Consider the following 23,356-nt stretch of genomic DNA (forward strand, 5'->3'; position numbering starts at 1 on the left):
TCTTTATCAGGCAAACGCCGATTATCGGGGGTTGAGGCGCAGGTTTCTCAGCGGTATATCATATTCCCGCAAAGAGAGGGCATTGCGACGTCGGGCATTTACCGCTACCTTAACCACACTCTATTTATCGCCTGAGGCGGAGCTTCGCCCCTTTGAAATACCTTGCTTCCTTTCGTACAACCCTGAAAGTTTCGCGCTACCTGTTCAGAGCGTTGGCGTTACTGATCTGGCTGCTGATCGCTTTTGCTTCGGTGTTTTACATCGTCAATGCGCTGCATCAGAGAGAGTCTGAAATCCGTCAGGAATTCAATCTCAGTTCCGACCAGGCGCAGCGCTATATTCAGCGCACGTCTGACGTAATGAAAGAACTCAAATATATTGCCGAGAATCGCTTAACGGCGGAAAACGGCGTGATGTCCAGCCGGGCACGCGACGATAAAACCGTGGTGCCCAATTTTGAGCCGCTGTTTGCCGACTCCGACTGTGCGGCGATGGGGAATGCCTGGCGCGGGTCGCTGGAGTCGCTGGCCTGGTTTATGCGCTACTGGCGCGACAATTTTTCTGCGGCCTACGATCTGAATCGTGTTTTCCTGATTGGCAGCGACAATCTCTGTATGGCGAATTTCGGCCTGCGCGATATGCCGGTCGAACGTGATAATGCGCTGAAAACGCTGCATGAGCGCATTGTTAAGTACCGCAATGCCCCGCAGGAAGAGAGCGGGAATAACCTTTTCTGGATTAGCCAGGGGCCGCGCCCCGGCATCGGCTATTTTTATGCCCTGACGCCGGTTTATCTGGCCAACCGCTTGCAGGCGCTGCTGGGCGTCGAGCAGTCCATTCGGATGGAGAACTTTTTCACGCCGGGAAGTTTGCCTATGGGGGTGACGATCCTCGATGAAAATGGTCATCCGCTGATTTCGCTAACCGGGCCGGAAAGCAACATCAGGCCGGAACCCCGCTGGATGCAGGAGCGCTCCTGGTTTGGCTACACGCCAGGGTTCCGTGAGCTGGTTCTGAAGAAAAGCCTGCCGCCATCGTCGCTCAGCATTGTCTACTCCGTACCGGTCGATCTGGTGCTGGAGCATATTCGAATGCTGATTCTGAATGCTATTCTGCTGAATGTGCTGGTGGGCGCCGCCTTGTTCACGCTGGCGCGCATGTATGAACGGCGTATCTTTATTCCGGCGGAAAGCGATGCTCAGCGGCTGGAAGAGCATGAGCAGTTTAACCGGAAAATCGTCGCTTCCGCGCCGGTGGGGATTTGCATCCTGCGTACCATTGACGGGGTCAATATTCTCAGTAATGAACTGGCGCATACCTACCTCAATATGCTCACCCATGAGGACCGGCAAAGGCTGACGCAAATTATCTGTGGTCAGCAGGTTAACTTCGTCGATGTGTTGACCAGCAACAATACCAATCTGCAAATCAGCTTTGTCCATTCGCGCTATCGTAATGAAAACGTGGCGATTTGCGTGCTGGTGGATGTGAGCGCGCGCGTCAAAATGGAAGAGTCGTTGCAGGAGATGGCGCAGGCGGCGGAGCAGGCGAGCCAGTCCAAATCAATGTTCCTTGCGACCGTGAGCCACGAGTTGCGCACGCCGCTGTACGGGATTATCGGTAACCTCGATCTGCTGCAAACCAAAGCGTTGCCGAAAGGGGTCGACAGGCTGGTTACGGCGATGAACAACTCCTCCAGCCTGCTGCTGAAAATCATCAGCGATATTCTCGACTTCTCAAAAATCGAATCCGAGCAGTTGAAGATTGAACCGCGTGAGTTCTCGCCGCGTGAGGTGATGAACCATATTACGGCCAACTATTTACCGCTGGTGGTGAGAAAACAGCTTGGCCTGTACTGCTTTATTGAACCGGATGTACCGGTTGCGCTGAACGGCGACCCGATGCGTCTGCAACAGGTGATTTCTAACCTGCTGAGTAACGCCATCAAATTTACCGATACCGGTTGTATTGTGCTGCATGTGCAGTGTGATGGCGATTATCTCAGTATTCAGGTACGCGATACCGGCGTGGGGATTCCGGCGAAAGAGGTTGTGCGTTTGTTCGATCCTTTCTTCCAGGTGGGAACCGGCGTGCAGCGTAATTTCCAGGGAACCGGCCTGGGGCTGGCGATTTGTGAAAAACTGATCAGCATGATGGATGGGGATATCTCCGTCGATTCAGAGCCCGGGATGGGCAGCCAGTTTACGTTACGCATTCCACTTTATGGCGCGCAGTACCCGCAGAAAAAAGGCGTCGAAGGGCTGGCTCAAACGCGTTGCTGGCTGGCGGTACGCAACGCGTCGCTGTGTCATTTTATTGAGTCCAGCCTGGCGCGAAGCGGTGTCGATGTGCTTCGTTACGAAGGGCAAAAACCGGCGCCGGAAGATATTCTGATTACGGACGATGTGCTGGAGCAGGCATGGCAGGGGCGTGCGGCGGTTGTTTTCAGTCGCCGCCATATTGGTATTCCGCAGGAAAGAGCGCCGGGCGAGTGGGTACACAGCGTGGCGTCGCCGCATGAATTGCCTGCGCTGCTGGCGCGGATTTACAGTATTGAGCTTGATAACGACGCGCTTGCAACGGCGCTGCCTGCGCCGGATAAAACCGACGCGACGAATGACGACATGATGATCCTCGTGGTGGACGATCATCCGATCAACCGTCGTTTGCTGGCCGATCAGTTGGGATCGCTGGGGTATCAATGCAAGACCGCGAATGACGGCGTCGATGCGTTGAACGTGCTGAGTAAAAACCATATTGATATCGTGCTGAGCGACGTCAACATGCCGAATATGGACGGCTACCGTCTGACGCAGCGCATTCGCCAGCTGGGGTTGACGTTGCCGGTGGTCGGCGTCACGGCTAACGCGCTGGCGGAAGAGAAACAGCGTTGTCTGGAGTCCGGTATGGATAGCTGCCTGTCCAAGCCGGTGACGTTAGATGTGCTTAAGCAGACGCTGGCGGTGTATGCGGAGCGAGTGAGAAAGACGCGGGCATAAAAAAGGCCGGATGGCGGTTTCGCCTTCTCCGGCCTACTGCAATCATCAACGTCGGCCTGATAAGCGCAACGCCATCAGGCACCTGACGTTTGATCAGTCTTTGTCCGCCGGGCTCAGCGTGACGGAAGAGAGGTAATTCAGCAGCGCGATATCGTTTTCGACGCCCAGCTTCATCATCGCCGATTTTTTCTGGCTACTGATGGTCTTAATGCTGCGGTTCAGTTTCTTGGCGATTTCCGTCACCAGGAAACCTTCTGCGAACAGACGCAGGACTTCACTCTCTTTCGGAGACAGACGTTTGTCGCCATAACCGCCCGCGCTGATTTTCTCCAGCAGGCGGGAGACGCTTTCCGGGGTAAACTTCTTGCCCTTTTGCAGCGCGGCCAGCGCTTTAGGCAAGTCAGTCGGCGCGCCTTGTTTCAGCACAATCCCCTCAATGTCGAGATCCAGCACCGCGCTCAGAATTGCCGGGTTGTTGTTCATCGTCAGAACGATGATCGACAGGCTCGGGAAATGACGTTTAATGTATTTGATGAGGGTAATCCCGTCACCGTATTTATCTCCCGGCATGGAGAGGTCGGTAATCAACACATGCGCATCTAATTTAGGCAGGTTGTTGATCAGTGCTGTGGAATCTTCAAACTCGCCGACAACATTCACCCACTCGATTTGTTCAAGTGATTTGCGAATACCGAACAGTACAATCGGATGGTCATCGGCAATAATTACGTTCATATTGTTCATGTATTGGGCTACCTTGCTACAGCAAGCTCTTGACGTAGCTGTCAATGTCGCTGATGTATTTTTCTATACCTGGAGCATCTTTCTCACGAATAAGATGTTCCAGCGTTTCACATAACTGCTTGCCGGGTACCAGATTAAGCATAGCAAACACGCCTTTCAGGCGGTGAGCTGTCTGCGCCAGCGCAGCGAAATCACTGGTCGCTGCCTCAGTATACAACCTCTTAACATCATCCGGTACTGTGTCTACAAAGAGCGCGTAATAACCGCTGGCATGAAGTTCGGCGTTTTCATCTCCGCCGAGGGGCGACTCTGGAATCTCTTCCTGCGCCAGTTGCTCTTCTATCAGTTGTAGTACAGCTTCCTGCATAGCGTTGCTCATATTAAAGTTGACGCGCAGTTGGCCAGGACCCATTTTCCGCACGCCTGACTCATCATCGCTTAAAAGCAAGCCGGAGGCAGTAAGATTAGACGGATTATCAGTTAAAAAGAGATCATATTCTTGACTTATTTGCCGATTATCCGGCGTGATGCAGGTGGCTCCCCAGTTTTCCAACTGACGCAACACAATATTGCGCACATCATTAGAGGTGACGTCAACCATCACGCAAACGTCATCCAGCAAGCGCTCTTCATCATTTACATGTTGGTCATGCGGGGTCATTTTAACATGTACGGTATAGCGCGTCCCCAGCGCATCGCGTGCTTTAATATTCAGATGCCCGCCGAGCTTACGCGCCAGCTGATCGCACAACCAGAAGGTTAACGGATTCGCTTTCCCGTAGCGGTCGCTTTGCGTTTCATTGATATACGGGAAATGGAGATTGTCGATCTCATTGAGCGTCACGCCTTCACCGGTATCCAGAATGCGGAAGGTCAGGCGTTCTTCAGCCGACTCATCCTGATCGACTTCCAGCGTGATTTTCCCAATCTGCGTGGTCGTGACCGCGTACTGAATCAGCAACAGCAGAATGCGGCGCAGGGCGTCACGGTCGCCACGGCGTTCATCGTTGGCGCTAAGGTGGTTTTTGATCAGCAGTTGCAGACCCTTACGCTTAATCGCAGGCAGAACGTCCGGCACCACTTCGTCAATCAGATCCTGAATGGAGAACAGCGTCGGCTCGCTTTTCCAGGTATCATTCTCCAGAATATTCGCCAGCTGAATTTCATCTATCATACGCACCAGAACATCCGCCTGGCTCGCCAGCTTCTGGCTTTCCGGCGTGTCTGCGGCAGCGGCGTTGATCGCCAGTATCCGCACGGGTTCTTTCAGGGCATTGCCAATATTTTGCATAAACGCGGCGCGGCCCTGCTGGTTTTTCTCATACAGACGCTGCGCCTGCCTGAGCTTCTTGTTCACCAGCACTTCCCGGTCCTGATCGCGAATAATAAAGATCTGCGTGCGAGGGGCGACCTGGCTGCGGAACAGGCGAATTTCATACAGCTCGTTATTGATCGTCGCCTGAATGATGCCCTGATGCTGCTCCGCCATGCTGGTGATGTTTTGCAGATTTAAATGCGGCAGCAAATGGTCGGCGATTTTATTGCTGATGACGGTGCGATTGGCCTCCTGGTCATGCACCAGCAGCCCCAGCGGCAGCAGGGAGACGATCTCTTCATTAATCGCGCGCAGAATACGCAGTTCATTATTTGCGGTATTGCTTGTCGCCACTTCCGTTGAACGGCCAGGCTGGTGGCGGAAGGTGGTGTAGCCAAACAGCGCCAGCGCAAGCAGGCCGATATTCAACAGTAACGGCAGCAGGATATTTTGCAGCGTATCAAGCAATAGCGTGCCGAAAGGAACCTGCCAGACCAGCCGCATATCGGTTGAGTTCAGCGCGGAAGAAATCTCAATTTTGGCGCTGTTGAAGCTGATGCTGACGCTGTCTGGAGACTCTTTCTCTGTATTACGTACCGTCGTGGTTGAGGAGTCGGGTTCCAGGCGGAAGCTGTCCAGCGGCATTCCCGGCGGGATCAGGTCGTTGATCGGCAAATCGAACGCCACAACCGTCGCCAGATGCCCCGGCTGATTAAAAGTGGTGCGCAGCGTAAAGTAATGGCCGTTTTGCCACGCCAGACGACGTAACGAAGAGAAGCTTTCGCGTTCATCCAGCGCATTCGCCTGTTGCAGCATCTCCGCCCGACGGGAATCGACAATATTGCCAATCGCGGACTCTTTAAAGCCGGAGGAGAGATCCTTGAGCGGCAGGGTGGAGATGAGAATCAGGCTGTTGTCCTGCCCGTTCAGATAATACATCGACCAGGGCACGTTCTCCGCGCCCCACAGCGTATCGAGATAGGTGGAAATCCGCTGGGTCATTTCCAGCGTTGAGCTGTCATGTGAGCCAAAGATAAGCGCTTCGGTCTTACGGCGCGGTTTTTCAAGGTAGTAGACGTCTTGTTTCAGACGCGTTTCCTGCAAACCCTCGCTCGTGGATGGGCTAGCCGTCGCGGCAATGTTGTCATAGATTTGCCAGGTCACGTAGCGCCAGGTGTCTACGCGCTTATGAATAGCATGGGTGATATCGACAATCTGATAGCTCTTGTCTTTCAGCCAGGCGTTGACCGCGCTTTGCACCATCACGCCCATCGTTACAAGTAACACAATGATCAGTAATAAGAAGAAACGGGTAATGCTTCCCGGCAGAAGGGAGAATCGGGTAGAAACCGTTGTATCAGACTGACTCATTCGTGTTTATGACCTGTTAAAACAACGCTAAAGAGGAAAGGGCAGTATAAAGGGTACTGTGTGAATTTCCATACTCTCGCTCATCAGACACGCTGCATTTTTCCGCCCGAGCCGCGAAGGCGTTTCCCTAAGCAAAACGTGTACAGCGTTGGCGCAGATGTATAAATATAAACACAATGAAATAAAATTTAGCACTAAATAACAAGAAATTATTTGTTGGCATGACTGGTGATTATCACGAGGGGGTAGTAAACCATTGTGATTATTTAAATCCGGTAGCACAAGAAGATAAAATTTGTGTAAAGAAGGGTAAAAAAAAAACCGAATGCGAGGCATCCGGTTGAAATAGGGGTAAACAGACATTCAGAAATGAATGACGGTAATAAATAAAGTTAATGATGATAGCGCTGACTATTTTAGTTGCGAGTGAAGATTTTGTTTTATCATTCAGTGCTATGATTTTCATGAATATAATGCATTGAATTATAATGAAAAATAAATATGTTTTGATGATTCGTGCTTATTTGTCCCATTTTTTGCTTTTAAAAAAGTTCCATGCCATTAATAATTTGAAACACCTATGGCGATAAATGAAACATTTTAAAGATTTTAGTATCATATCCGTGTTGGATTATTCTGCATTTTTGCGGAGAATGAAATTGCCGACTGGTTAAGAGGGTTAATCAGTATGCAGTGGCAATAAAAAAGCAAATAAAGGCATATAACAGAGGGTTAATAACATGAAAGTTAAAGTACTGTCCCTCCTGGTACCGGCTCTGCTGGTAGCAGGCGCAGCAAATGCGGCTGAAGTTTATAACAAAGACGGCAACAAATTGGACCTGTTCGGTAAAGTCGACGGTCTGCACTATTTCTCTGATGACGATGGCAACGACGGCGATCAGACCTATATGCGTCTCGGCTTCAAAGGCGAAACCCAGGTTAACGATCAGATCACCGGCTACGGTCAGTGGGAATATCAGATTCAGGGCAACGACGCTGAAACCACTAACAACTCCTGGACCCGTGTGGCGTTTGCTGGTGTGAAATTTGGCGATGCAGGTTCCTTCGACTACGGTCGTAACTACGGCGTAATCTACGATGTAACGGCCTGGACCGACGTTCTGCCGGAATTCGGCGGCGACACCTACGGCGCGGATAACTTCATGCAGCAGCGTGCTAACGGCCTGGCAACCTACCGTAATACTGACTTCTTCGGTCTGGTTGAAGGTCTGAATTTTGCGTTGCAGTATCAGGGTAAAAACGGCAGCGCCAGCGGTGAAAACGACGTTGCGGATGGTCGTAGCCTGCTGAAACAGAACGGCGACGGCTTCGGCGGATCTCTGACCTATGATATCGGCGAAGGCTTCAGCGTTGGTGGTGCAATCACCTCTTCCAAACGTACTGCTGACCAGAATTCGGCTGGCGTATACGGCAGCGGCGATCGTGCGACCGTTTATACCGGTGGTCTGAAATACGACGCTAACAACGTTTACCTGGCAGCGCAGTACTCTCAGACTTACAACGCAACCCGCTTTGGTTCTTCCCAGAACAGCCGTAGCGACTCTTATGGCTTCGCTGATAAAGCGCAAAACTTCGAAGTGGTTGCACAGTACCAGTTCGACTTCGGTCTGCGTCCGTCCGTGGCTTACCTGCAATCTAAAGGTAAGGACATCTCCAACGGCACTACCAACTACGGCGATCAGGATATCCTGAAATACGTTGATGTTGGCGCGACCTACTACTTCAACAAAAACATGTCTACCTACGTTGATTACAAAATCAACCTGCTGGATGACAATACCTTTACTCGTAATGCGGGTATCAGCACTGACGACATCGTTGCTCTGGGCCTGGTTTACCAGTTCTGATTGCGGACAATGTCAACTAAAGGGCCTGCGGGCCCTTTTTTAATGCGTTTTTTACGGCGTACAAATAGCGATTTTTGGTGTACTCTTGCGCGCGTTCGCATGAGGATAATCACGTATGGAAATGACCTTTTGTCGGGCAGCGCTGCTGGCCGCGACGATCTTTTTTGTGGGGTGCGATGATGCCCCAAAACCGGCTGATACAGCGTCACCTGCTGCAACCGTACTGGAAGGGAAAACGATGGGCACCTTCTGGCGGGTCAGCGTGGTGGATGTGGACGCCAGCCGTGCTGAGGAATTACGTAACAGAATTCAGACGCAGCTTGATGCCGACGATCAGCTGTTGTCCACGTACAAAAATGACTCGGCGCTGATGCGCTTCAACCATTCGCAGAGTCTTTCTCCCTGGCCGGTTAGCGAAGCAATGGCCGATATCATTACCTCGGCGCTGCGCATTGGCGCGAAAACCGACGGCGCAATGGATATCACCGTGGGGCCGCTGGTGAATCTGTGGGGGTTTGGCCCGGAGCAACAGCCGGTCCATGTTCCCACACAGCCGCAGATTGACAGCGCAAAAGCAAAGACCGGGCTGCAACATCTGCGGGTCATCAATCAGGCGCGACAGCAATATCTGCAAAAAGATCTGCCGGATCTGTTCGTCGATCTCTCAACCGTGGGGGAAGGGTATGCGGCCGATCATCTGGCGCGCTTGATGGAACAGGAAGGCATTGCCCGCTATCTGGTCTCCGTCGGCGGCGCCCTGAACAGTCGCGGCATGAATGCGCAGGGGCAACCCTGGCGTGTGGCGATCCAAAAACCGACCGATCAAGAAAACGCGGTACAGGCGATTGTCGATATTAACGGGCATGGCATCAGCACCTCCGGCAGCTACCGTAACTATTACGAACTGGACGGGAAGCGCCTGTCTCACGTCATTGATCCACAGACCGGGCGTCCCATAGAACACAATCTGGTCTCCGTGACGGTTATCGCCCCGACGGCGCTGGAAGCGGACGGCTGGGATACCGGGTTGATGGTGCTCGGCACGGAAAAGGCCAAAGAGGTGGTGCGCCGGGAAGGGCTGGCGGTGTACATGATCATGAAAGAGGGCGAGGGGTTTAAAACCTGGATGTCGCCGCAGTTCAAAAGCTTCCTCGTGAGTGATAAAAATTAAAAAGCAAGATTTCGGGTTTTCGTGCGCTGACTTACGGACACACTGAGACTAAGCACTATGCTTAATGAAGGAGTCCATGATGAAAAATCTCTCACGCATAAACGACGATGCGCGCTGGCAGTCGGTGCTGGATCGCGATCCTGACGCCGATGGTCAGTTTGTTTTTGCGGTACAGACCACCGGCATCTTTTGCCGACCGTCCTGTCGGGCAAAACACGCGTTGCGGCAAAACGTTCGTTTCTTTGCCAGTGCGGAGCAGGCGCTGGCCGCAGGATTCCGCCCCTGCAAACGCTGCCAGCCAGACAAAGACAACGCCCGACAGCATCAGCTGGATAAAATCACGCACGCCTGCCGTTTACTGGAACAGGATGCCCCCATCACGCTGGACGCCCTGGCGCAGCAGGTGGCAATGAGCCCATTTCATCTGCACCGGTTGTTCAAAGCCACGACGGGAATGACGCCAAAAGCCTGGCAGCAATCCTGGCGCGCCCGCCGTCTGCGCGATGCGCTGACGAAAGGAGAGACGGTAACGCAGGCGATCCTGAACGCCGGTTTTCCCGACAGCGGCAGTTACTATCGCAAAGCGGATGAGACGCTCGGCATGACGGCGAAGCAGTTTCGTAAGGGCGGCGATAATCTCCCCGTTCGCTATGCCCTCGCGGATTGTGCGCTGGGACGCTGCCTGGTTGCGGAGAGCGAGCGGGGAATCTGCGCGATTTTACTGGGCGATGATGATGCCGGGCTTATTGCCAGCCTGCATGAACTGTTTCCCGCCGCGCAGGATGAACCCGCTGATCGACCTTTCCAGCAGCGCGTGCGCCAGGTTATCGCCAGTATTAATGCACGCGATATGCCGCTGTCACTGCCGTTAGATATTCAGGGCACTGCGTTCCAGCAGCAGGTCTGGCAGGCGCTGCGCACGATTCCCTGTGGGGAAACCGTCAGCTATCAGCAGATCGCCAGCGCAATCGGCAAGCCGAAGGCGGTTCGTGCCGTTGCCAGCGCCTGCGGGGCAAATAAACTGGCGATTGTGATCCCGTGCCATCGGGTGGTGCGCGGCGACGGCGCGCTATCGGGTTATCGTTGGGGCGTGGCGCGCAAGGCGCAGCTTCTGCAACGAGAGGCGCGACATGAGGATAAATGATGCTGGACTTATTTGCGGATGCTGAACCCTGGCAAGAGCCGCTGGCGTCCGGCGCGGTTATCTTGCGCCGTTTCGCCTTTCGCGAGGCGCCATCGCTGATTGAGGCCATCGCGGCGGTCGCCGCGCAGTCGCCATTTCGCCAGATGGTGACGCCCGGCGGCTATACCATGTCGGTGGCGATGACAAATTGCGGTCAGCTCGGCTGGACGACGGATCAACACGGATATCTCTATTCTCCCGTCGATCCGTTAACCGGGCGGCGTTGGCCGCCGCTGCCTGAGGTCTTTACCAGCCTGTGCCATCGCGCGGCGATCGCGGCGGGCTATGCTGATTTTCAGCCGGATGCCTGTCTTATCAATCGCTATGCGCCCGGCTCAAAGTTGTCGTTGCATCAGGATAAAGACGAACCGGATCTGCGCGCGCCGATTGTGTCGGTTTCTTTGGGCCTTCCGGCCATTTTTCAGTTTGGCGGCCTGCGTCGTAACGATCCGTTAAAACGCCTTTTGCTGGAGCACGGCGATGTGGTGGTCTGGGGCGGTGAATCGAGACTGTTTTACCACGGCATACAACCGCTTAAAGCGGGCTTTCATCCGCTGACGGCGGACTGTCGTTACAACCTGACGTTTCGCCAGGCGGGTAAAAAAGAATAAAAATAAGAATTATTATTGCTGTCGGCGTTGAGATGTTTAAACTGCGGGCTGTTATTCCTTGCCCGGGTTGTATGAATGGAACTACTTCTTCTTGTCTGGCGGCAGTATCGCTGGCCATTTATCAGCGTGATGGCGCTCAGCCTCGCCAGCGCTGCGCTGGGGATTGGCCTGATTGCCTTTATCAATCAGCGCCTCATCGAAACGGTGGATACCACGCTGATGGTGCTGCCGGAATTTCTCGCGCTGCTGCTTTTACTGATGGCGGTGACGCTGGGCTCCCAACTGGCCTTAACCGCGTTAGGGCACCATTTTGTCTATCGCCTGCGCAGCGAATTTATCAAACGTATTCTGGACACGCAGGTTGAGCGCATCGAACAACTGGGCAGCGCCTCGCTGCTGGCAGGGTTAACCAGTGATATCCGCAACATCACGATCGCGTTCGTGCGCCTGCCGGAGCTGGTTCAGGGGATCATCCTGACGGTGGGTTCCGCCGCGTATCTGGCGATGTTATCCACCAAAATGCTGCTGGTGACGGCAATCTGGATGGCAATCACCATCTGGGGCGGGTTTGTGCTGGTGGCGCGCGTGTATAAGCACATGGCGACGCTGCGCGAAACGGAAGATAAGCTGTATCAGGATTTTCAGACGGTGCTGGAAGGGCGCAAAGAGCTGACCCTGAACCGTGAGCGCGCGGAACATATCTTTAACCATTCGTATATCCCGGATGCGAAAGAGTATCGCCACCATATTATTCGCGCCGATACGTTCCACCTGAGCGCCGTTAACTGGTCAAACATTATGATGCTGGGCGCGATTGGTCTGGTGTTCTGGATGGCGAACAGCCTGGGCTGGGCGGATACCAACGTGGCGGCGACCTATTCGCTGACGCTGCTGTTCCTGCGCACGCCGCTGCTCTCTGCGGTTGGCGCGTTGCCGACGCTGCTCACCGCGCAGGTGGCTTTCAACAAGCTGAATAAATTTTCGCTGGCGCCGTTTAAAGCGGAATTTCCTCGTCCTGACGCCTTTCCTGACTGGAAAACGCTGGAGTTACGCAATGTCGTTTTCCATTATCAGGATAATGCGTTTTCAGTAGGGCCGATCAACCTGACCATCCAGCGCGGGGAACTGCTGTTTTTGATTGGCGGCAATGGCAGCGGGAAATCGACGCTGGCGATGCTGCTGACGGGGCTGTACCAGCCTCAGTCAGGCGAAATTTTACTGGATGGCAAAACGCTTTCCGCAGAGCGTCCTGAGAACTACCGGAAACTCTTTTCTGCCGTGTTTACCGATGTCTGGCTGTTTGATCAACTGCTGGGGCCGGAAGGCAAACCGGCCAAAGCGGAACTGGTGGAAAAGTGGCTTGAGCAACTGAAAATGGCGCACAAGCTGGAGCTGCGCGATGGTCGGATTCTGAACCTGAAGCTGTCGAAAGGGCAGAAAAAGCGCGTGGCGTTGCTGCTGGCGCTGGCGGAGGAGCGTGACATCATTCTGCTGGATGAATGGGCCGCCGATCAGGACCCGCATTTCCGCCGTGAATTTTATCAGGTGCTGCTGCCGCTGATGCAGGAGATGGGCAAAACCATCTTTGCGATCAGTCATGACGATCATTACTTTATTCACGCCGATCGCCTGCTGGAAATGCGTAACGGGCAGTTGAGTGAACTGGTCGGCGATGAACGCGACGCCGCCTCCCGCGATGCGGTTGCGCGTACTGCCTGATCCTGTAGGCCGGATAAGGCGTAGCCGCATCCGGCCTGGTTGCCCGATGGCGCGACGCTTATCGGGCCTGCCATTCCCTGCATGATGCTGATTTTTTATCCACTCGCGGCGCCGTTTATTGTTATTTACATAACCTCGCGCCATGCTTAATGGCATCTCATTTCATGGATTTATAATTAATGTCCGCAATGACCAAAAACAGCGCCAGACTGCGCGATGAAGAGCGTGCGCGTCTTATCTGGCTGCTCACCACCGATAAAGCGATTATTTCCGCCCTGTCAGGCAAGCTCACCCTGGCTGAGCAATATGATGTCGGTACGCTGGCCGACGATATTGCTGAGGTAGGGGCGCTGGTGGCTCACCTGCCGCCGCCGGACCTGGCGGATACCCTTGAAGCGCTGCCTTCCGAAGAACGTCATGCCTTATGGCGGCTGGTCGAGAATGAAAAACGAGGCAAAGTGCTGCTGGAAGCGTCCGAAAACGTCTGGGATGACCTGATTGATGAAATGACCGACCGCGCGCTGTTGGACGCGCTGCAATACCTCGACATTGACGAACAGATTTATCTCGTTCAGCACCTGCCGCGTAACCTCACCGGGCGACTGCTGGCGACGCTGCCGCCGGAGGAGCGCGCCCGCGTCCGTCAGGTTATGCACTACGAGAAGAATCGCGTCGGGGCGATCATGGAGTTCGAGGTCATCACCGTGCGCCCGGACGTGACGCTGGAGGTGGTGCAGCGCTATTTACGCCGTCTGGGAAAAATGCCGGAAAACACCGACAAACTCTTTGTAACGAACCGGAATAAAATACTGGTCGGCGAGCTGTCTCTGACGCGTATTCTGCTCAGTGACGCGCAGCGTAAAGTCAGCGACGTGATGGATGACGATCCGCTGACCTTTGCCCCGGAAGATATCTCTGAGAATGCGGCGCGCACCTTTGAACGTGATAACCTGGTCAGCGCCGCCGTGATCGATCCTTCCGGCAAACTGATGGGACGCCTGACCATCGACGAGATCGTTGATGTGGTCTACGAAGAAACCGACACCGATCTGCGTCGCATGGGGGGCCTGAGCGCCGAAGAAGATGTCTTTGCGCCCGTCGTCAAAGCGGTAAAAACCCGTTGGGCATGGCTGGCGATAAACCTGTGCACGGCGTTTATCGCCTCCCGGGTGATCGACGGCTTTGAACACACAATCTCGCAACTGGTGGCGCTGGCTTCCCTCATGCCGATTGTCGCCGGGATTGGCGGCAATACCGGGAATCAAACCATTACCATGATTGTTCGCGCGCTGGCGCTGCAAAATATTCAGCCCGGCAACCTGACCTTTCTCATTTTGCGTGAAATGGGCGTGGCGCTGGTCAACGGCCTTGTCTGGGGCGGCATCATGGGCGGCGTGACCTGGTGGCTCTACGACGATATCGCCCTTGGCGGCGTTATGACGCTGGCGATGGTGCTGAATTTACTGGTGGCGGCGCTGATGGGCGTGATCATCCCGATGACGATGGTAAAGCTCGGGCGCGACCCGGCGGTCGGCTCAAGCGTGATGATTACCGCCATTACCGATACCGGCGGTTTCTTTATTTTTCTGGGGCTGGCGACGGTATTTCTGCTTTAACCGCCTGATTACGCCTCATCATCCGTAGCAGCAAAAGCATGGCGATTAGCGATGCGGGAATGCTGTTGCCCGTTAATCGTCAATAACCTTATAAATATTCAACGTATTACTAACGTTTTTAAAATCTTAATATAATTTATAAACAATATTTAAATCTTTTACCTGAAGTGTTAACGTTGATGCCGCTCGATTTTCACCTGCAAAAAGCAAAAAAAACGATACTAAAAGTAAGGCATTAACATTATGAAAAAAGTGACTGCCATGCTCTTCACCATGGCTGTGGGGCTGAATGCTGTCTCGATGGCGGCAAAAGCGAAAGCGACCGAAGAGCAGGAAACGGATGTACTGTTGATTGGCGGCGGCATCATGAGCGCCACGTTGGGAACCTATTTGCAGGAGCTGGAACCGGAGTGGTCAATGACCATGGTTGAGCGACTGGATGGGGTTGCACAGGAGAGTTCCAACGGCTGGAACAACGCCGGAACAGGCCACTCCGCGCTGATGGAACTGAACTACACGCCGAAAAAAGCCGACGGTTCCGTCAGCATCGAAAAGGCAGTCGACATTAACGAAGCCTTCCAGGTTTCCCGCCAGTTTTGGGCGCATCAGGTACAGAGCGGCGTTCTGCACGAACCACACTCGTTTATCAATACCGTTCCGCACATGAGCTTTGTCTGGGGCGATGATAACGTCAATTTCCTGCGCGCCCGCTATACCGCGTTGCAGCAGAGCACGCTGTTCCGCGGTATGCGTTACTCCGAAGATCATGCGCAAATTAAAGAGTGGGCGCCGCTGGTCATGGAAGGTCGCGACCCGAAACAGAAGGTTGCCGCGACCCGCACTGAAATCGGTACTGACGTGAACTACGGGGAAATCACACGTCAGCTGGTGGCATCGTTGCAGAAAAAACCGAACTTTGCGCTGCAACTGAATACCGAAGTCCGTGGATTTAAACGTAACGCGGATAACTCCTGGACCGTGACCGTCGCCGATCTGAAAAACGGTGAAGCAGAACATGCGATTAAGGCGAAATTTGTCTTTATCGGCGCGGGCGGCGCGGCGCTGAAGCTGTTGCAGGAGACGGGCATTCCTGAAGCGAAAGATTACGCGGGATTCCCGGTTGGCGGCCAGTTCCTGGTTTCAGAGAACCCGGATGTGGTTAACAACCACCTGGCGAAGGTATACGGCCAGGCGTCGGTCGGCGCACCGCCGATGTCCGTACCGCACATCGATACCCGTATTCTGGATGGCAAACGCGTCGTGCTGTTTGGGCCGTTCGCGACGTTCTCCACGAAGTTCCTGAAAAACGGTTCGCTGTGGGATCTGCTGAGTTCGACCACGACCTCTAACTTTATGCCGATGGTTAACGTAGGGATGGATAACTTCGATCTGGTGAAATACCTGATTAGCCAGGTGATGCTGAGCGATGATGAACGCTTTGAAGCGCTGAAAGAGTACTATCCGCAGGCGAAGAAAGAAGACTGGCGTTTGTGGCAGGCGGGCCAGCGCGTGCAGATCATCAAGCGTGATGAAGACAAGGGCGGCGTACTGCGTCTGGGCACTGAAGTGGTCAGCGACAAAGACGGTACGATTGCCGCGCTGCTGGGCGCGTCTCCGGGGGCATCCACTGCTGCGCCGATCATGCTGCATCTGATGGAAAAAGTGTTTAAAGAGAAAGTGGCCAGCCCGGAATGGCAGGCGAAGCTGAAAACGATTGTTCCGTCTTACGGGACTAAGCTGAACGGCAATATTGAGGCCACGGAACAAGAGCTGCAATACACCAGCGACGTTCTGGGGCTGAAATATGACAAGCCGCAGGTGGTGGACGAAGCGCCAAAACCGCAGCTTAAGCCGCAGGTTCAACCGCAGCCGGCGCATAAAGCTGTCGCGGATATCGCGCTGTAAAAACGTATTGCGGCATGCCGGATGGCGCTGCACTTATCCGGCCTACAACGAGCATTATGTAGGCCAGATAGGCGGTACGCCGCCATCCGGCAAAACGTTCCTTAACGCGTCACTGCGTCCTGTACTTTATCTTCCGCTTTCCAGATACGGTATTTCACCTCTACGTTAGCCGGGGTGTACACCACGATCGGCAGCTTGCTGTTATAACGCACCATTCCGGCATCGCCCAGATAGGCCGTCACAAACTTCTGCTCTTTCTTGCCATCCGGGCAGGCCATCATGGTAGAAACCGGGGAGGTTACTTTATCAAAAACGTAGTAGTCGTAACCCCAGCCTTCCAGCGTTTTGCTCGCCAGTTCGCCGCCAAGACGGTGATGGTTGCAATCCACTTCCAGCGTCTGGCCGATCAGCAGTTCCACTTTCAGGGTAGACTCATCTTCCTGGGGAGTAAGCTGGATAACCTGGCGCTTCATCCCTTTTTCCGCTTTCGGATACGGCGCGATTTTTTCCAGAGGTTGCGTATTGGCATCGCTGGTCGCCGCCCATGCGGAGGTACTGGCGAAAGCCGCTAACAGTACGGCAGGTACAATTGTCTTCATTTTCGAGTTCACAGCGTTTCCTTTCTTCTGTCTTCTGAACGATTCCCGGCAGGTTAACACATTCATATTGGCTATTAATCTAAATTTACTTATATTTTAAGATGGTTAATTGAGTGTTTACTTGTTTGATAGCGATATATTCCATTTTATACATGTTAAATAGGATTATTCTCCATTTAAGCCTTTCGTTATATACTTATTGATATAACCCTTTGAAATGTGAACAAAAGCACATTCAGATACGCTAACCCCACACTCTTTTGATCCGGCGACAGCATTTACCCCAATCGGGGTATGCACCTCTAACACATCCTGAAATATCTTACCGATCATAATAATGACTTAGTGGTAGTGCGGTTTATTTAGTCGTTCACCTTCCGGTGTGAGCGTCGTGATGGAAGGGCGATGTCATGGTTGATCTATCCCGTCGAGGAATACTGACAGGCAGTTGGCGCAAAGCCAACAGCGGGCTCCGTCCGCCCTGGTCTGGGGACGAATCACACTTCCTGACGCACTGCATCCGTTGTGACGCCTGCATTCAGGCATGTGAAACCGACATTTTACAGCGGGGGCAAGGCGGCTATCCGGGCGTTAATTTTAAGCAGGGTGAATGCAGCTTTTGTTATGCCTGCGCGCAAGCCTGTCCTGAATCACTCTTCCTTCCGCGCCACACCAGGGCCTGGGATCTGAACTTTACGATTGGGCAGAATTGTCTGGCGTATCAGTCCGTTGAGTGTCATCGCTGCCAGGATAGCTGCGAACCACTGGCGATAACGTTTCGCCCCACGCTGTCAGGCATTTATCAGCCGCAACTCGACAATCAGGCATGCAGCGGATGCGGGGCGTGTGTCGCCATTTGCCCGACATCAGCGATCAATGCGGAGTACAACCATGCAGCACAGTAACTGGCAGGTCTGTAGCCTGGTCGTCCAGGCCAAAAGTCAGCACATCACCGACATCAGCACGCAATTGCACCAGTTTCCGGGCTGTGAAGTCGCGCTGAGCGATGTCGACAGCGGTCAGTTGATCGTGGTGGTGGAAGCAGAACACAGCGGAACGCTGATGCAAACAATTGAGTCGGTACGCAACGTTGCGGGCGTGCTGGCGGTGTCGCTGGTTTATCACCAGCAGGATGAGCAAGGTGAGGAAACACCATGAAACTCAGTCGTCGTAGCTTTATGAAAGCTAACGCCGTTGCGGCCGCTGCGGCGGCTGCCGGGCTAAGCGTGCCGGGCGTCGCCCGCGCAGTGGTTGGTCAGCAGGAAGCCATCAAATGGGACAAAGCCCCGTGCCGTTTTTGCGGAACGGGTTGCGGCGTGCTGGTCGGTACTCAGCAGGGTCGTATTGTGGCCTGTCAGGGCGATCCTGATGCGCCGGTCAACCGTGGCCTTAACTGCATTAAGGGCTACTTCCTGCCCAAGATTATGTATGGCAAAGACCGTTTAACGCAGCCGATGCTGCGCATGAAAGACGGCCAGTACAACAAAGAAGGCGAATTTACCCCAATCAGTTGGGATCAGGCCTTCGATGTGATGGAAGAGAAATTTAAAGCCTCTCTGAAAGAAAAAGGGCCGGAAGCGATTGGTATGTTTGGTTCCGGGCAGTGGACGGTCTGGGAAGGTTATGCCGCCGCGAAGCTGTTCAAAGCCGGTTTCCGTTCCAACAATATCGACCCGAACGCGCGCCACTGCATGGCGTCGGCGGTGGTGGGCTTCATGCGTACCTTTGGTATGGATGAGCCGATGGGGTGCTACGACGATATCGAACAAGCCGACGCCTTTGTGCTATGGGGCTCTAACATGGCGGAGATGCACCCGATCCTGTGGTCGCGCATCACCAACCGTCGCCTGTCCGATCCGAACGTTAATGTCGCGGTTCTCTCAACCTTCCAGCATCGTAGCTTTGAGCTGGCGGATAACGGCATCGTCTTTACGCCGCAAAGCGATCTGGTGATCCTCAACTATATCGCCAATTACATCATTCAAAATAATGCGATAAATCAGGATTTCTTCAGCAAATACGTCAACCTGCGTAAAGGGACGACCGACATCGGTTATGGCCTGCGTCCAACGCATCCGCTGGAAAAAGCGGCGAAGAATCCGGGCTCCGACGCCTCTGAGCCGATGAGCTTCGACGAGTACAAAGCGTTTGTCGCGGAGTACACGCTGGAGAAAACCGCAGAAATGACCGGCGTGCCGAAAGATCAGCTGGAGCAGCTGGCGCAGTTGTATGCCGATCCGAAGAAAAAAGTGATCTCCTACTGGACGATGGGCTTTAACCAGCATACGCGTGGCGTATGGGCCAACAACCTGGTGTATAACCTGCACCTGTTGACCGGCAAGATCTCCCAGCCAGGCTGTGGTCCGTTCTCCCTGACCGGTCAGCCTTCCGCCTGTGGTACGGCGCGTGAAGTTGGGACATTCTCCCACCGCCTGCCTGCGGACATGGTGGTCACTAATGAAAAACACCGTGATATCTGCGAAAAACACTGGCAGATCCCAACGGGCACCATCCCGGCGAAAATCGGTCTGCACGCCGTAGCGCAGGATCGTGCGCTGAAAGACGGCAAGCTGAACGTCTACTGGGTGATGTGCAACAACAACATGCAGGCCGGGCCGAACATCAATGAAGAGCGTATGCCGGGCTGGCGCGATCCGCGTAACTTCGTCATCGTCTCCGATCCGTACCCGACCGTCAGCGCGCTGGCCGCTGACCTGATTCTGCCAACGGCGATGTGGGTGGAGAAAGAAGGGGCCTACGGTAACGCTGAGCGTCGTACCCAGTTCTGGCGTCAACAAATTAAAGCGCCGGGTGAAGCGAAATCAGACCTGTGGCAGCTGGTGCAGTTCGCTCGTCGTTTCAAAACGGAAGAGGTCTGGCCGGAAGATCTGCTGGCGCAAAAACCAGAACTGCGCGGCAAAACCCTCTACGACGTTCTGTTTGCCACGCCTGCGGTCAGCAAATTCCCGCTGACCGATCTGGCGGAAGACCAGTTGAACGATGAATCCCGTGAGCTGGGTTTCTACCTGCAAAAAGGGCTGTTTGAAGAGTACGCCTGGTTTGGTCGCGGACACGGCCACGATCTCGCGCCGTTCGATGATTATCACAAAGCGCGCGGTCTGCGCTGGCCGGTGGTTGACGGTAAAGAGACCCAGTGGCGTTACAGCGAAGGCCATGACCCGTATGTCAAAGCGGGAGAAGGCTACAAGTTTTACGGTAAGCCGGACGGCAAAGCGGTGATTTTCGCCCTGCCGTTTGAACCCGCCGCGGAAGCGCCGGATAAAGAGTATGACCTGTGGCTTTCTACCGGTCGCGTACTGGAGCACTGGCACACCGGCAGCATGACGCGCCGCGTGCCTGAGCTGCATCGCGCCTTCCCGGAAGCGGTGCTCTTTATTCATCCGCTGGACGCGAAAACGCGCGACCTGCGCCGTGGCGATAAGGTCAAAGTCATCTCCCGCCGTGGGGAAGTGATTTCGGTTGTTGAAACGCGCGGGCGTAACCGTCCGCCGCAGGGACTGGTGTACATGCCGTTCTTCGACGCCGCACAGCTGGTGAACAACCTGACGCTGGATGCGACGGACCCGCTCTCTAAAGAGACGGATTTCAAGAAGTGCGCCGTCAAACTGGCGAAGGTGTAACACACCATGTCCCGGTCAGCGAAACCCCAAAATGGCCGCCGCCGCTTTTTGCGCGATATGGTTCGCACGGCAGGCGGGCTGGCTGCCGTTGGCGTAGCGCTGGGGTTACAGCAGCAAACCGCTCGCGCAACGGGCGTGCGGTTGCGCCCGCCGGGGGCATTGAGTGAAGACGCGTTCGCCAGCGCCTGCGTGCGCTGCGGGCAGTGCGTTCAGGCATGTCCGTATGACACCCTGAAGCTGGCGACGCTAGCTTCGGGTTTGTCTGCCGGTACGCCTTACTTTGTCGCCCGCGATATTCCCTGCGAAATGTGTGAAGACATTCCATGCGCCAAAGTTTGCCCCAGTGGGGCGTTGGATCGAGAGATCGAATCCATTGACGATGCGCGCATGGGGCTGGCGGTACTGCTGGACCAGGAGAACTGCCTTAACTTCCAGGGACTGCGCTGCGACGTTTGTTATCGCGAGTGCCCAAAAATCGATGAGGCGATCACGCTGGAGCTGGATCGCAATATGCGTACCGGCAAACATGCGCGCTTTCTTCCCACCGTTCACAGCGACGCCTGCACCGGCTGCGGTAAGTGCGAAAAAGTCTGTGTGCTGGAACAACCGGCGATAAAAGTGTTGCCGCTGTCGCTGGCGAAAGGGGAGTTGGGGCACCACTACCGCTTCGGCTGGCTGGAGGGGAAAGATGGCAAATCGTAAACGCGATGCCGGGCGCGAAGCGCGAGCGAAAAAAGGCTGGTGGCGCAGCCATCGCTGGCTGATTTTGCGGCGGATAAGTCAGTTTCTGGTGCTGGGAATGTTTCTCAGTGGCCCGTGGGCGGGCGTCTGGATTCTGCACGGTAACTACAGCAGTAGCTTGTTGCTGGATACCATTCCTTTAACCGACCCGCTGATAACGTTGCAAAGCCTTGCCAGCGGGCATTTACCTGCCGCCGTTGCGCTGACCGGCGCCGCCATTATTACGGTGCTGTATGCCCTGGCAGGAAAGCGATTATTTTGCAGTTGGGTCTGTCCGCTGAACCCAATTACCGATTTTGCGAACTGGCTACGCAGAAGGTTTGACCTGAATCAGTCCGCAACGATTCCGCGTCATATACGGTACGTCCTTCTGGTTGTCGTGCTGGTGGGATCGGCGCTAACCGGAACGCTACTGTGGGAATGGATAAACCCGGTTTCCCTGCTGGGGCGTAGCCTGGTGATGGGATTCGGTAGCGGTGCACTGCTGATTATCGCTCTGTTTTTATTTGATTTACTGGTCGTTGAACACGGCTGGTGCGGACATATCTGCCCTTTGGGCGCGTTGTATGGCGTGCTGGGAAGTAAAGGCGCGCTAACGGTGGCGGCGAAAGATCGCGAGAAATGTAACCGCTGTATGGATTGTTTTCATGTTTGCCCGGAACCGCACGTCCTGCGTGCGCCGGTGCTGGATGAGCAAAGTCCGGTGCAGGTCACCAGCCGCGATTGCATGACGTGCGGTCGCTGCGTGGATGTCTGTTCTGAGGACGTATTTACAATAACAACACGATGGAGTTCGGGAGCGAAATCATGAAAAGCCATGACCTGAAGAAAGCGCTGTGTCAATGGACGGCCCTGCTTGCCCTGGTGGTGAGTGGTGCGGTTTGGGCAGCAAACGGAGTTGATCTGAGCCAGTCGCCGGAAGTTTCGGGGACGCAGGAAGGGGCGATTCGCATGCCGAAAGAGCAGGAACGTATGCCGCTGAACTATGTTAATCAGCCGCCGATGATCCCGCATAGCGTTGAAGGTTATCAGGTAACGACCAATACCAACCGCTGCCTGCAATGTCATGGTGTGGAAAGCTACCGTACGACCGGCGCGCCGCGTATTAGCCCAACGCACTTTATGGACAGCGACGGCAAAGTTTTAGGCGAAGTCGCGCCGCGTCGTTACTTCTGTTTGCAGTGCCATGTGCCGCAGGCGGATGCCGCGCCGATCGTGGGTAATACCTTTACCCCGTCGAAAGGTTACGGGAAATAAGAGGTCATTATGGAAAATTCTAACCGTAAACCTGGCGTGATTAAGCGGGTCTGGCAATGGTGGCGTCGCCCCAGCCGCCTGGCGATCGGCACGTTGCTGTTAATCGGTTTTGTTGGCGGCATTATTTTCTGGGGCGGTTTCAACACCGGGATGGAAAAGGCCAACACCGAAGAGTTCTGTATCAGCTGCCACGAAATGCGCAACACCGTCTATCAGGAATACATGGAAACCGTGCACTACAACAACCGCAGCGGCGTTCGCGCCACCTGTCCTGACTGTCACGTTCCGCACGAGTGGGGCCCGAAAATGATCCGTAAGATCAAGGCCAGTAAAGAGCTGTACGGGAAGGTGTTCGGCATTATCGATACTCCGCAGAAGTTTGAAGATCACCGTCTGACAATGGCGCAGAGCGAGTGGCGACGGATGAAAGACACCAATTCGCGGGAGTGCCGTAACTGCCACAACTTCGAATTTATGGATCTCACCGCTCAGAAAGGCGTTGCCGCCAAAATGCACGACCAGGCAGTGAAAGAGGGGCAAACCTGTATCGACTGCCACAAAGGGATTGCGCATAAACTCCCGGATATGCGCGAAGTGAAACCGGGCTTTTAATAAT

18 protein-coding genes are annotated in these 23,356 nt (G+C 54.4%); 15 read left to right on the top strand and 3 right to left on the bottom strand.

Annotated elements, in window-relative coordinates:
• Positions 1–152 precede the first annotated feature (152 nt).
• The gene (gene rcsC / locus CKO_RS02440) at positions 153–2,999 is read left to right on the top strand and encodes a two-component system sensor histidine kinase RcsC (protein ID WP_012131533.1); all 2,847 of its coding nucleotides are present in this window, start codon (positions 153–155) and stop codon (positions 2,997–2,999) included.
• A gap of 93 nt (positions 3,000–3,092) precedes the next feature.
• On the opposite strand, the gene rcsB is transcribed toward rcsC, so the two are convergent.
• A complete protein-coding gene (gene rcsB, locus CKO_RS02445; RefSeq protein WP_001061917.1) occupies positions 3,093–3,743 on the bottom strand; it encodes a response regulator transcription factor RcsB in 651 nt (216 codons plus the stop codon).
• Between the two features lie 16 nt (positions 3,744–3,759).
• Positions 3,760–6,429: a phosphotransferase RcsD gene (rcsD, locus tag CKO_RS02450; RefSeq protein ID WP_012131534.1), complete on the bottom strand. Its 2,670-nt coding sequence runs from the start codon at positions 6,427–6,429 to the stop codon at positions 3,760–3,762.
• 740 nt (positions 6,430–7,169) lie between these two features.
• On the opposite strand from rcsD, the gene CKO_RS02455 reads away from it, so the two are divergent.
• The 7 genes from CKO_RS02455 (at position 7,170) to mqo (ending at position 16,502) form a co-directional block, all read left to right on the top strand.
• Positions 7,170–8,297 (top strand): porin OmpC, encoded by a 1,128-nt coding sequence (locus CKO_RS02455; RefSeq protein WP_012131537.1) that lies wholly within the window; start codon positions 7,170–7,172, stop codon positions 8,295–8,297.
• A 115-nt stretch (positions 8,298–8,412) separates the two neighbouring features.
• Positions 8,413–9,468, top strand: coding sequence for an FAD:protein FMN transferase ApbE (apbE, locus tag CKO_RS02460; RefSeq protein WP_012131539.1), 1,056 nt, complete (start codon positions 8,413–8,415; stop codon positions 9,466–9,468).
• 79 nt (positions 9,469–9,547) lie between these two features.
• Positions 9,548–10,612, top strand: a complete 1,065-nt coding sequence (gene ada, locus CKO_RS02465; RefSeq protein WP_024130161.1) for a bifunctional DNA-binding transcriptional regulator/O6-methylguanine-DNA methyltransferase Ada — start codon at positions 9,548–9,550, stop codon at positions 10,610–10,612.
• Positions 10,612–11,262 (top strand): DNA oxidative demethylase AlkB, encoded by a 651-nt coding sequence (alkB, locus tag CKO_RS02470; RefSeq protein WP_024130162.1) that lies wholly within the window; start codon positions 10,612–10,614, stop codon positions 11,260–11,262. Before ada ends, alkB begins: the two co-directional genes overlap by 1 nt.
• A gap of 75 nt (positions 11,263–11,337) precedes the next feature.
• Entirely contained in the window at positions 11,338–12,981 is a 1,644-nt protein-coding gene (locus tag CKO_RS02475; RefSeq protein ID WP_012131542.1) for a multidrug ABC transporter permease/ATP-binding protein, read from the top strand.
• A 179-nt stretch (positions 12,982–13,160) separates the two neighbouring features.
• Positions 13,161–14,597 carry a magnesium transporter gene (mgtE, locus tag CKO_RS02480; protein WP_012131543.1) on the top strand — a complete coding sequence of 479 codons (1,437 nt, stop codon included), beginning with the start codon at positions 13,161–13,163 and terminating at the stop codon, positions 14,595–14,597.
• A 243-nt stretch (positions 14,598–14,840) separates the two neighbouring features.
• Positions 14,841–16,502 (top strand): malate dehydrogenase (quinone), encoded by a 1,662-nt coding sequence (mqo, locus tag CKO_RS02485; protein WP_012131544.1) that lies wholly within the window; start codon positions 14,841–14,843, stop codon positions 16,500–16,502.
• Between the two features lie 101 nt (positions 16,503–16,603).
• On the opposite strand, the gene eco is transcribed toward mqo, so the two are convergent.
• The gene (gene eco, locus CKO_RS02490; protein WP_024130163.1) at positions 16,604–17,101 is read right to left on the bottom strand and encodes a serine protease inhibitor ecotin; all 498 of its coding nucleotides are present in this window, start codon (positions 17,099–17,101) and stop codon (positions 16,604–16,606) included.
• Between the two features lie 410 nt (positions 17,102–17,511).
• Here eco and napF point away from each other — a divergent pair, with 410 nt between their 5' ends.
• From napF to napC, 7 genes are read left to right on the top strand one after another with little or no spacing between them, the layout of a single operon-like run.
• Positions 17,512–18,006, top strand: coding sequence for a ferredoxin-type protein NapF (gene napF, locus CKO_RS02495; protein WP_024130164.1), 495 nt, complete (start codon positions 17,512–17,514; stop codon positions 18,004–18,006).
• Positions 17,993–18,259: a chaperone NapD gene (gene napD / locus CKO_RS02500; RefSeq protein ID WP_012131547.1), complete on the top strand. Its 267-nt coding sequence runs from the start codon at positions 17,993–17,995 to the stop codon at positions 18,257–18,259. The genes napF and napD overlap by 14 nt, the downstream gene beginning before the upstream one ends.
• The gene (gene napA / locus CKO_RS02505) at positions 18,256–20,742 is read left to right on the top strand and encodes a nitrate reductase catalytic subunit NapA (RefSeq protein ID WP_012131548.1); all 2,487 of its coding nucleotides are present in this window, start codon (positions 18,256–18,258) and stop codon (positions 20,740–20,742) included. Before napD ends, napA begins: the two co-directional genes overlap by 4 nt.
• Before the next feature lie 6 nt (positions 20,743–20,748).
• Complete coding sequence (napG, locus tag CKO_RS02510) at positions 20,749–21,444, top strand: ferredoxin-type protein NapG (RefSeq protein WP_024130165.1); 696 nt, start codon at positions 20,749–20,751, stop codon at positions 21,442–21,444.
• Entirely contained in the window at positions 21,431–22,294 is an 864-nt protein-coding gene (napH, locus tag CKO_RS02515; protein ID WP_012131550.1) for a quinol dehydrogenase ferredoxin subunit NapH, read from the top strand. The genes napG and napH overlap by 14 nt, the downstream gene beginning before the upstream one ends.
• Positions 22,291–22,740: a nitrate reductase cytochrome c-type subunit gene (gene napB, locus CKO_RS02520; protein WP_024130166.1), complete on the top strand. Its 450-nt coding sequence runs from the start codon at positions 22,291–22,293 to the stop codon at positions 22,738–22,740. Before napH ends, napB begins: the two co-directional genes overlap by 4 nt.
• Positions 22,741–22,749: 9 nt before the next feature.
• Entirely contained in the window at positions 22,750–23,352 is a 603-nt protein-coding gene (gene napC / locus CKO_RS02525; RefSeq protein WP_012131552.1) for a cytochrome c-type protein NapC, read from the top strand.
• Positions 23,353–23,356 lie beyond the last annotated feature (4 nt).

The organism is Citrobacter koseri ATCC BAA-895 (assembly GCF_000018045.1).
Lineage (GTDB): Bacteria > Pseudomonadota > Gammaproteobacteria > Enterobacterales > Enterobacteriaceae > Citrobacter_B > Citrobacter_B koseri.

Excerpts from the sequence above, each read along its gene's own strand:
- napG (WP_024130165.1), top strand. The coding sequence starts at position 20,749 with ATGTCCCGGTCAGCGAAACCCCAAAATGGCCGCCGCCGCTTTTTGCGC.
- napA (WP_012131548.1), top strand. The coding sequence starts at position 18,256 with ATGAAACTCAGTCGTCGTAGCTTTATGAAAGCTAACGCCGTTGCGGCC.
- napD (WP_012131547.1), top strand. The coding sequence starts at position 17,993 with ATGCAGCACAGTAACTGGCAGGTCTGTAGCCTGGTCGTCCAGGCCAAA.
- apbE (WP_012131539.1), top strand. The coding sequence starts at position 8,413 with ATGGAAATGACCTTTTGTCGGGCAGCGCTGCTGGCCGCGACGATCTTT.
- CKO_RS02475 (WP_012131542.1), top strand. The coding sequence starts at position 11,338 with ATGGAACTACTTCTTCTTGTCTGGCGGCAGTATCGCTGGCCATTTATC.
- rcsB (WP_001061917.1), bottom strand. The coding sequence starts at position 3,743 with ATGAACAATATGAACGTAATTATTGCCGATGACCATCCGATTGTACTG.
- alkB (WP_024130162.1), top strand. The coding sequence starts at position 10,612 with ATGCTGGACTTATTTGCGGATGCTGAACCCTGGCAAGAGCCGCTGGCG.
- rcsD (WP_012131534.1), bottom strand. The coding sequence starts at position 6,429 with ATGAGTCAGTCTGATACAACGGTTTCTACCCGATTCTCCCTTCTGCCG.
- napH (WP_012131550.1), top strand. The coding sequence starts at position 21,431 with ATGGCAAATCGTAAACGCGATGCCGGGCGCGAAGCGCGAGCGAAAAAA.
- mqo (WP_012131544.1), top strand. The coding sequence starts at position 14,841 with ATGAAAAAAGTGACTGCCATGCTCTTCACCATGGCTGTGGGGCTGAAT.
- napC (WP_012131552.1), top strand. The coding sequence starts at position 22,750 with ATGGAAAATTCTAACCGTAAACCTGGCGTGATTAAGCGGGTCTGGCAA.
- ada (WP_024130161.1), top strand. The coding sequence starts at position 9,548 with ATGAAAAATCTCTCACGCATAAACGACGATGCGCGCTGGCAGTCGGTG.
- napF (WP_024130164.1), top strand. The coding sequence starts at position 17,512 with ATGGTTGATCTATCCCGTCGAGGAATACTGACAGGCAGTTGGCGCAAA.
- mgtE (WP_012131543.1), top strand. The coding sequence starts at position 13,161 with ATGTCCGCAATGACCAAAAACAGCGCCAGACTGCGCGATGAAGAGCGT.
- eco (WP_024130163.1), bottom strand. The coding sequence starts at position 17,101 with ATGAAGACAATTGTACCTGCCGTACTGTTAGCGGCTTTCGCCAGTACC.
- napB (WP_024130166.1), top strand. The coding sequence starts at position 22,291 with ATGAAAAGCCATGACCTGAAGAAAGCGCTGTGTCAATGGACGGCCCTG.
- CKO_RS02455 (WP_012131537.1), top strand. The coding sequence starts at position 7,170 with ATGAAAGTTAAAGTACTGTCCCTCCTGGTACCGGCTCTGCTGGTAGCA.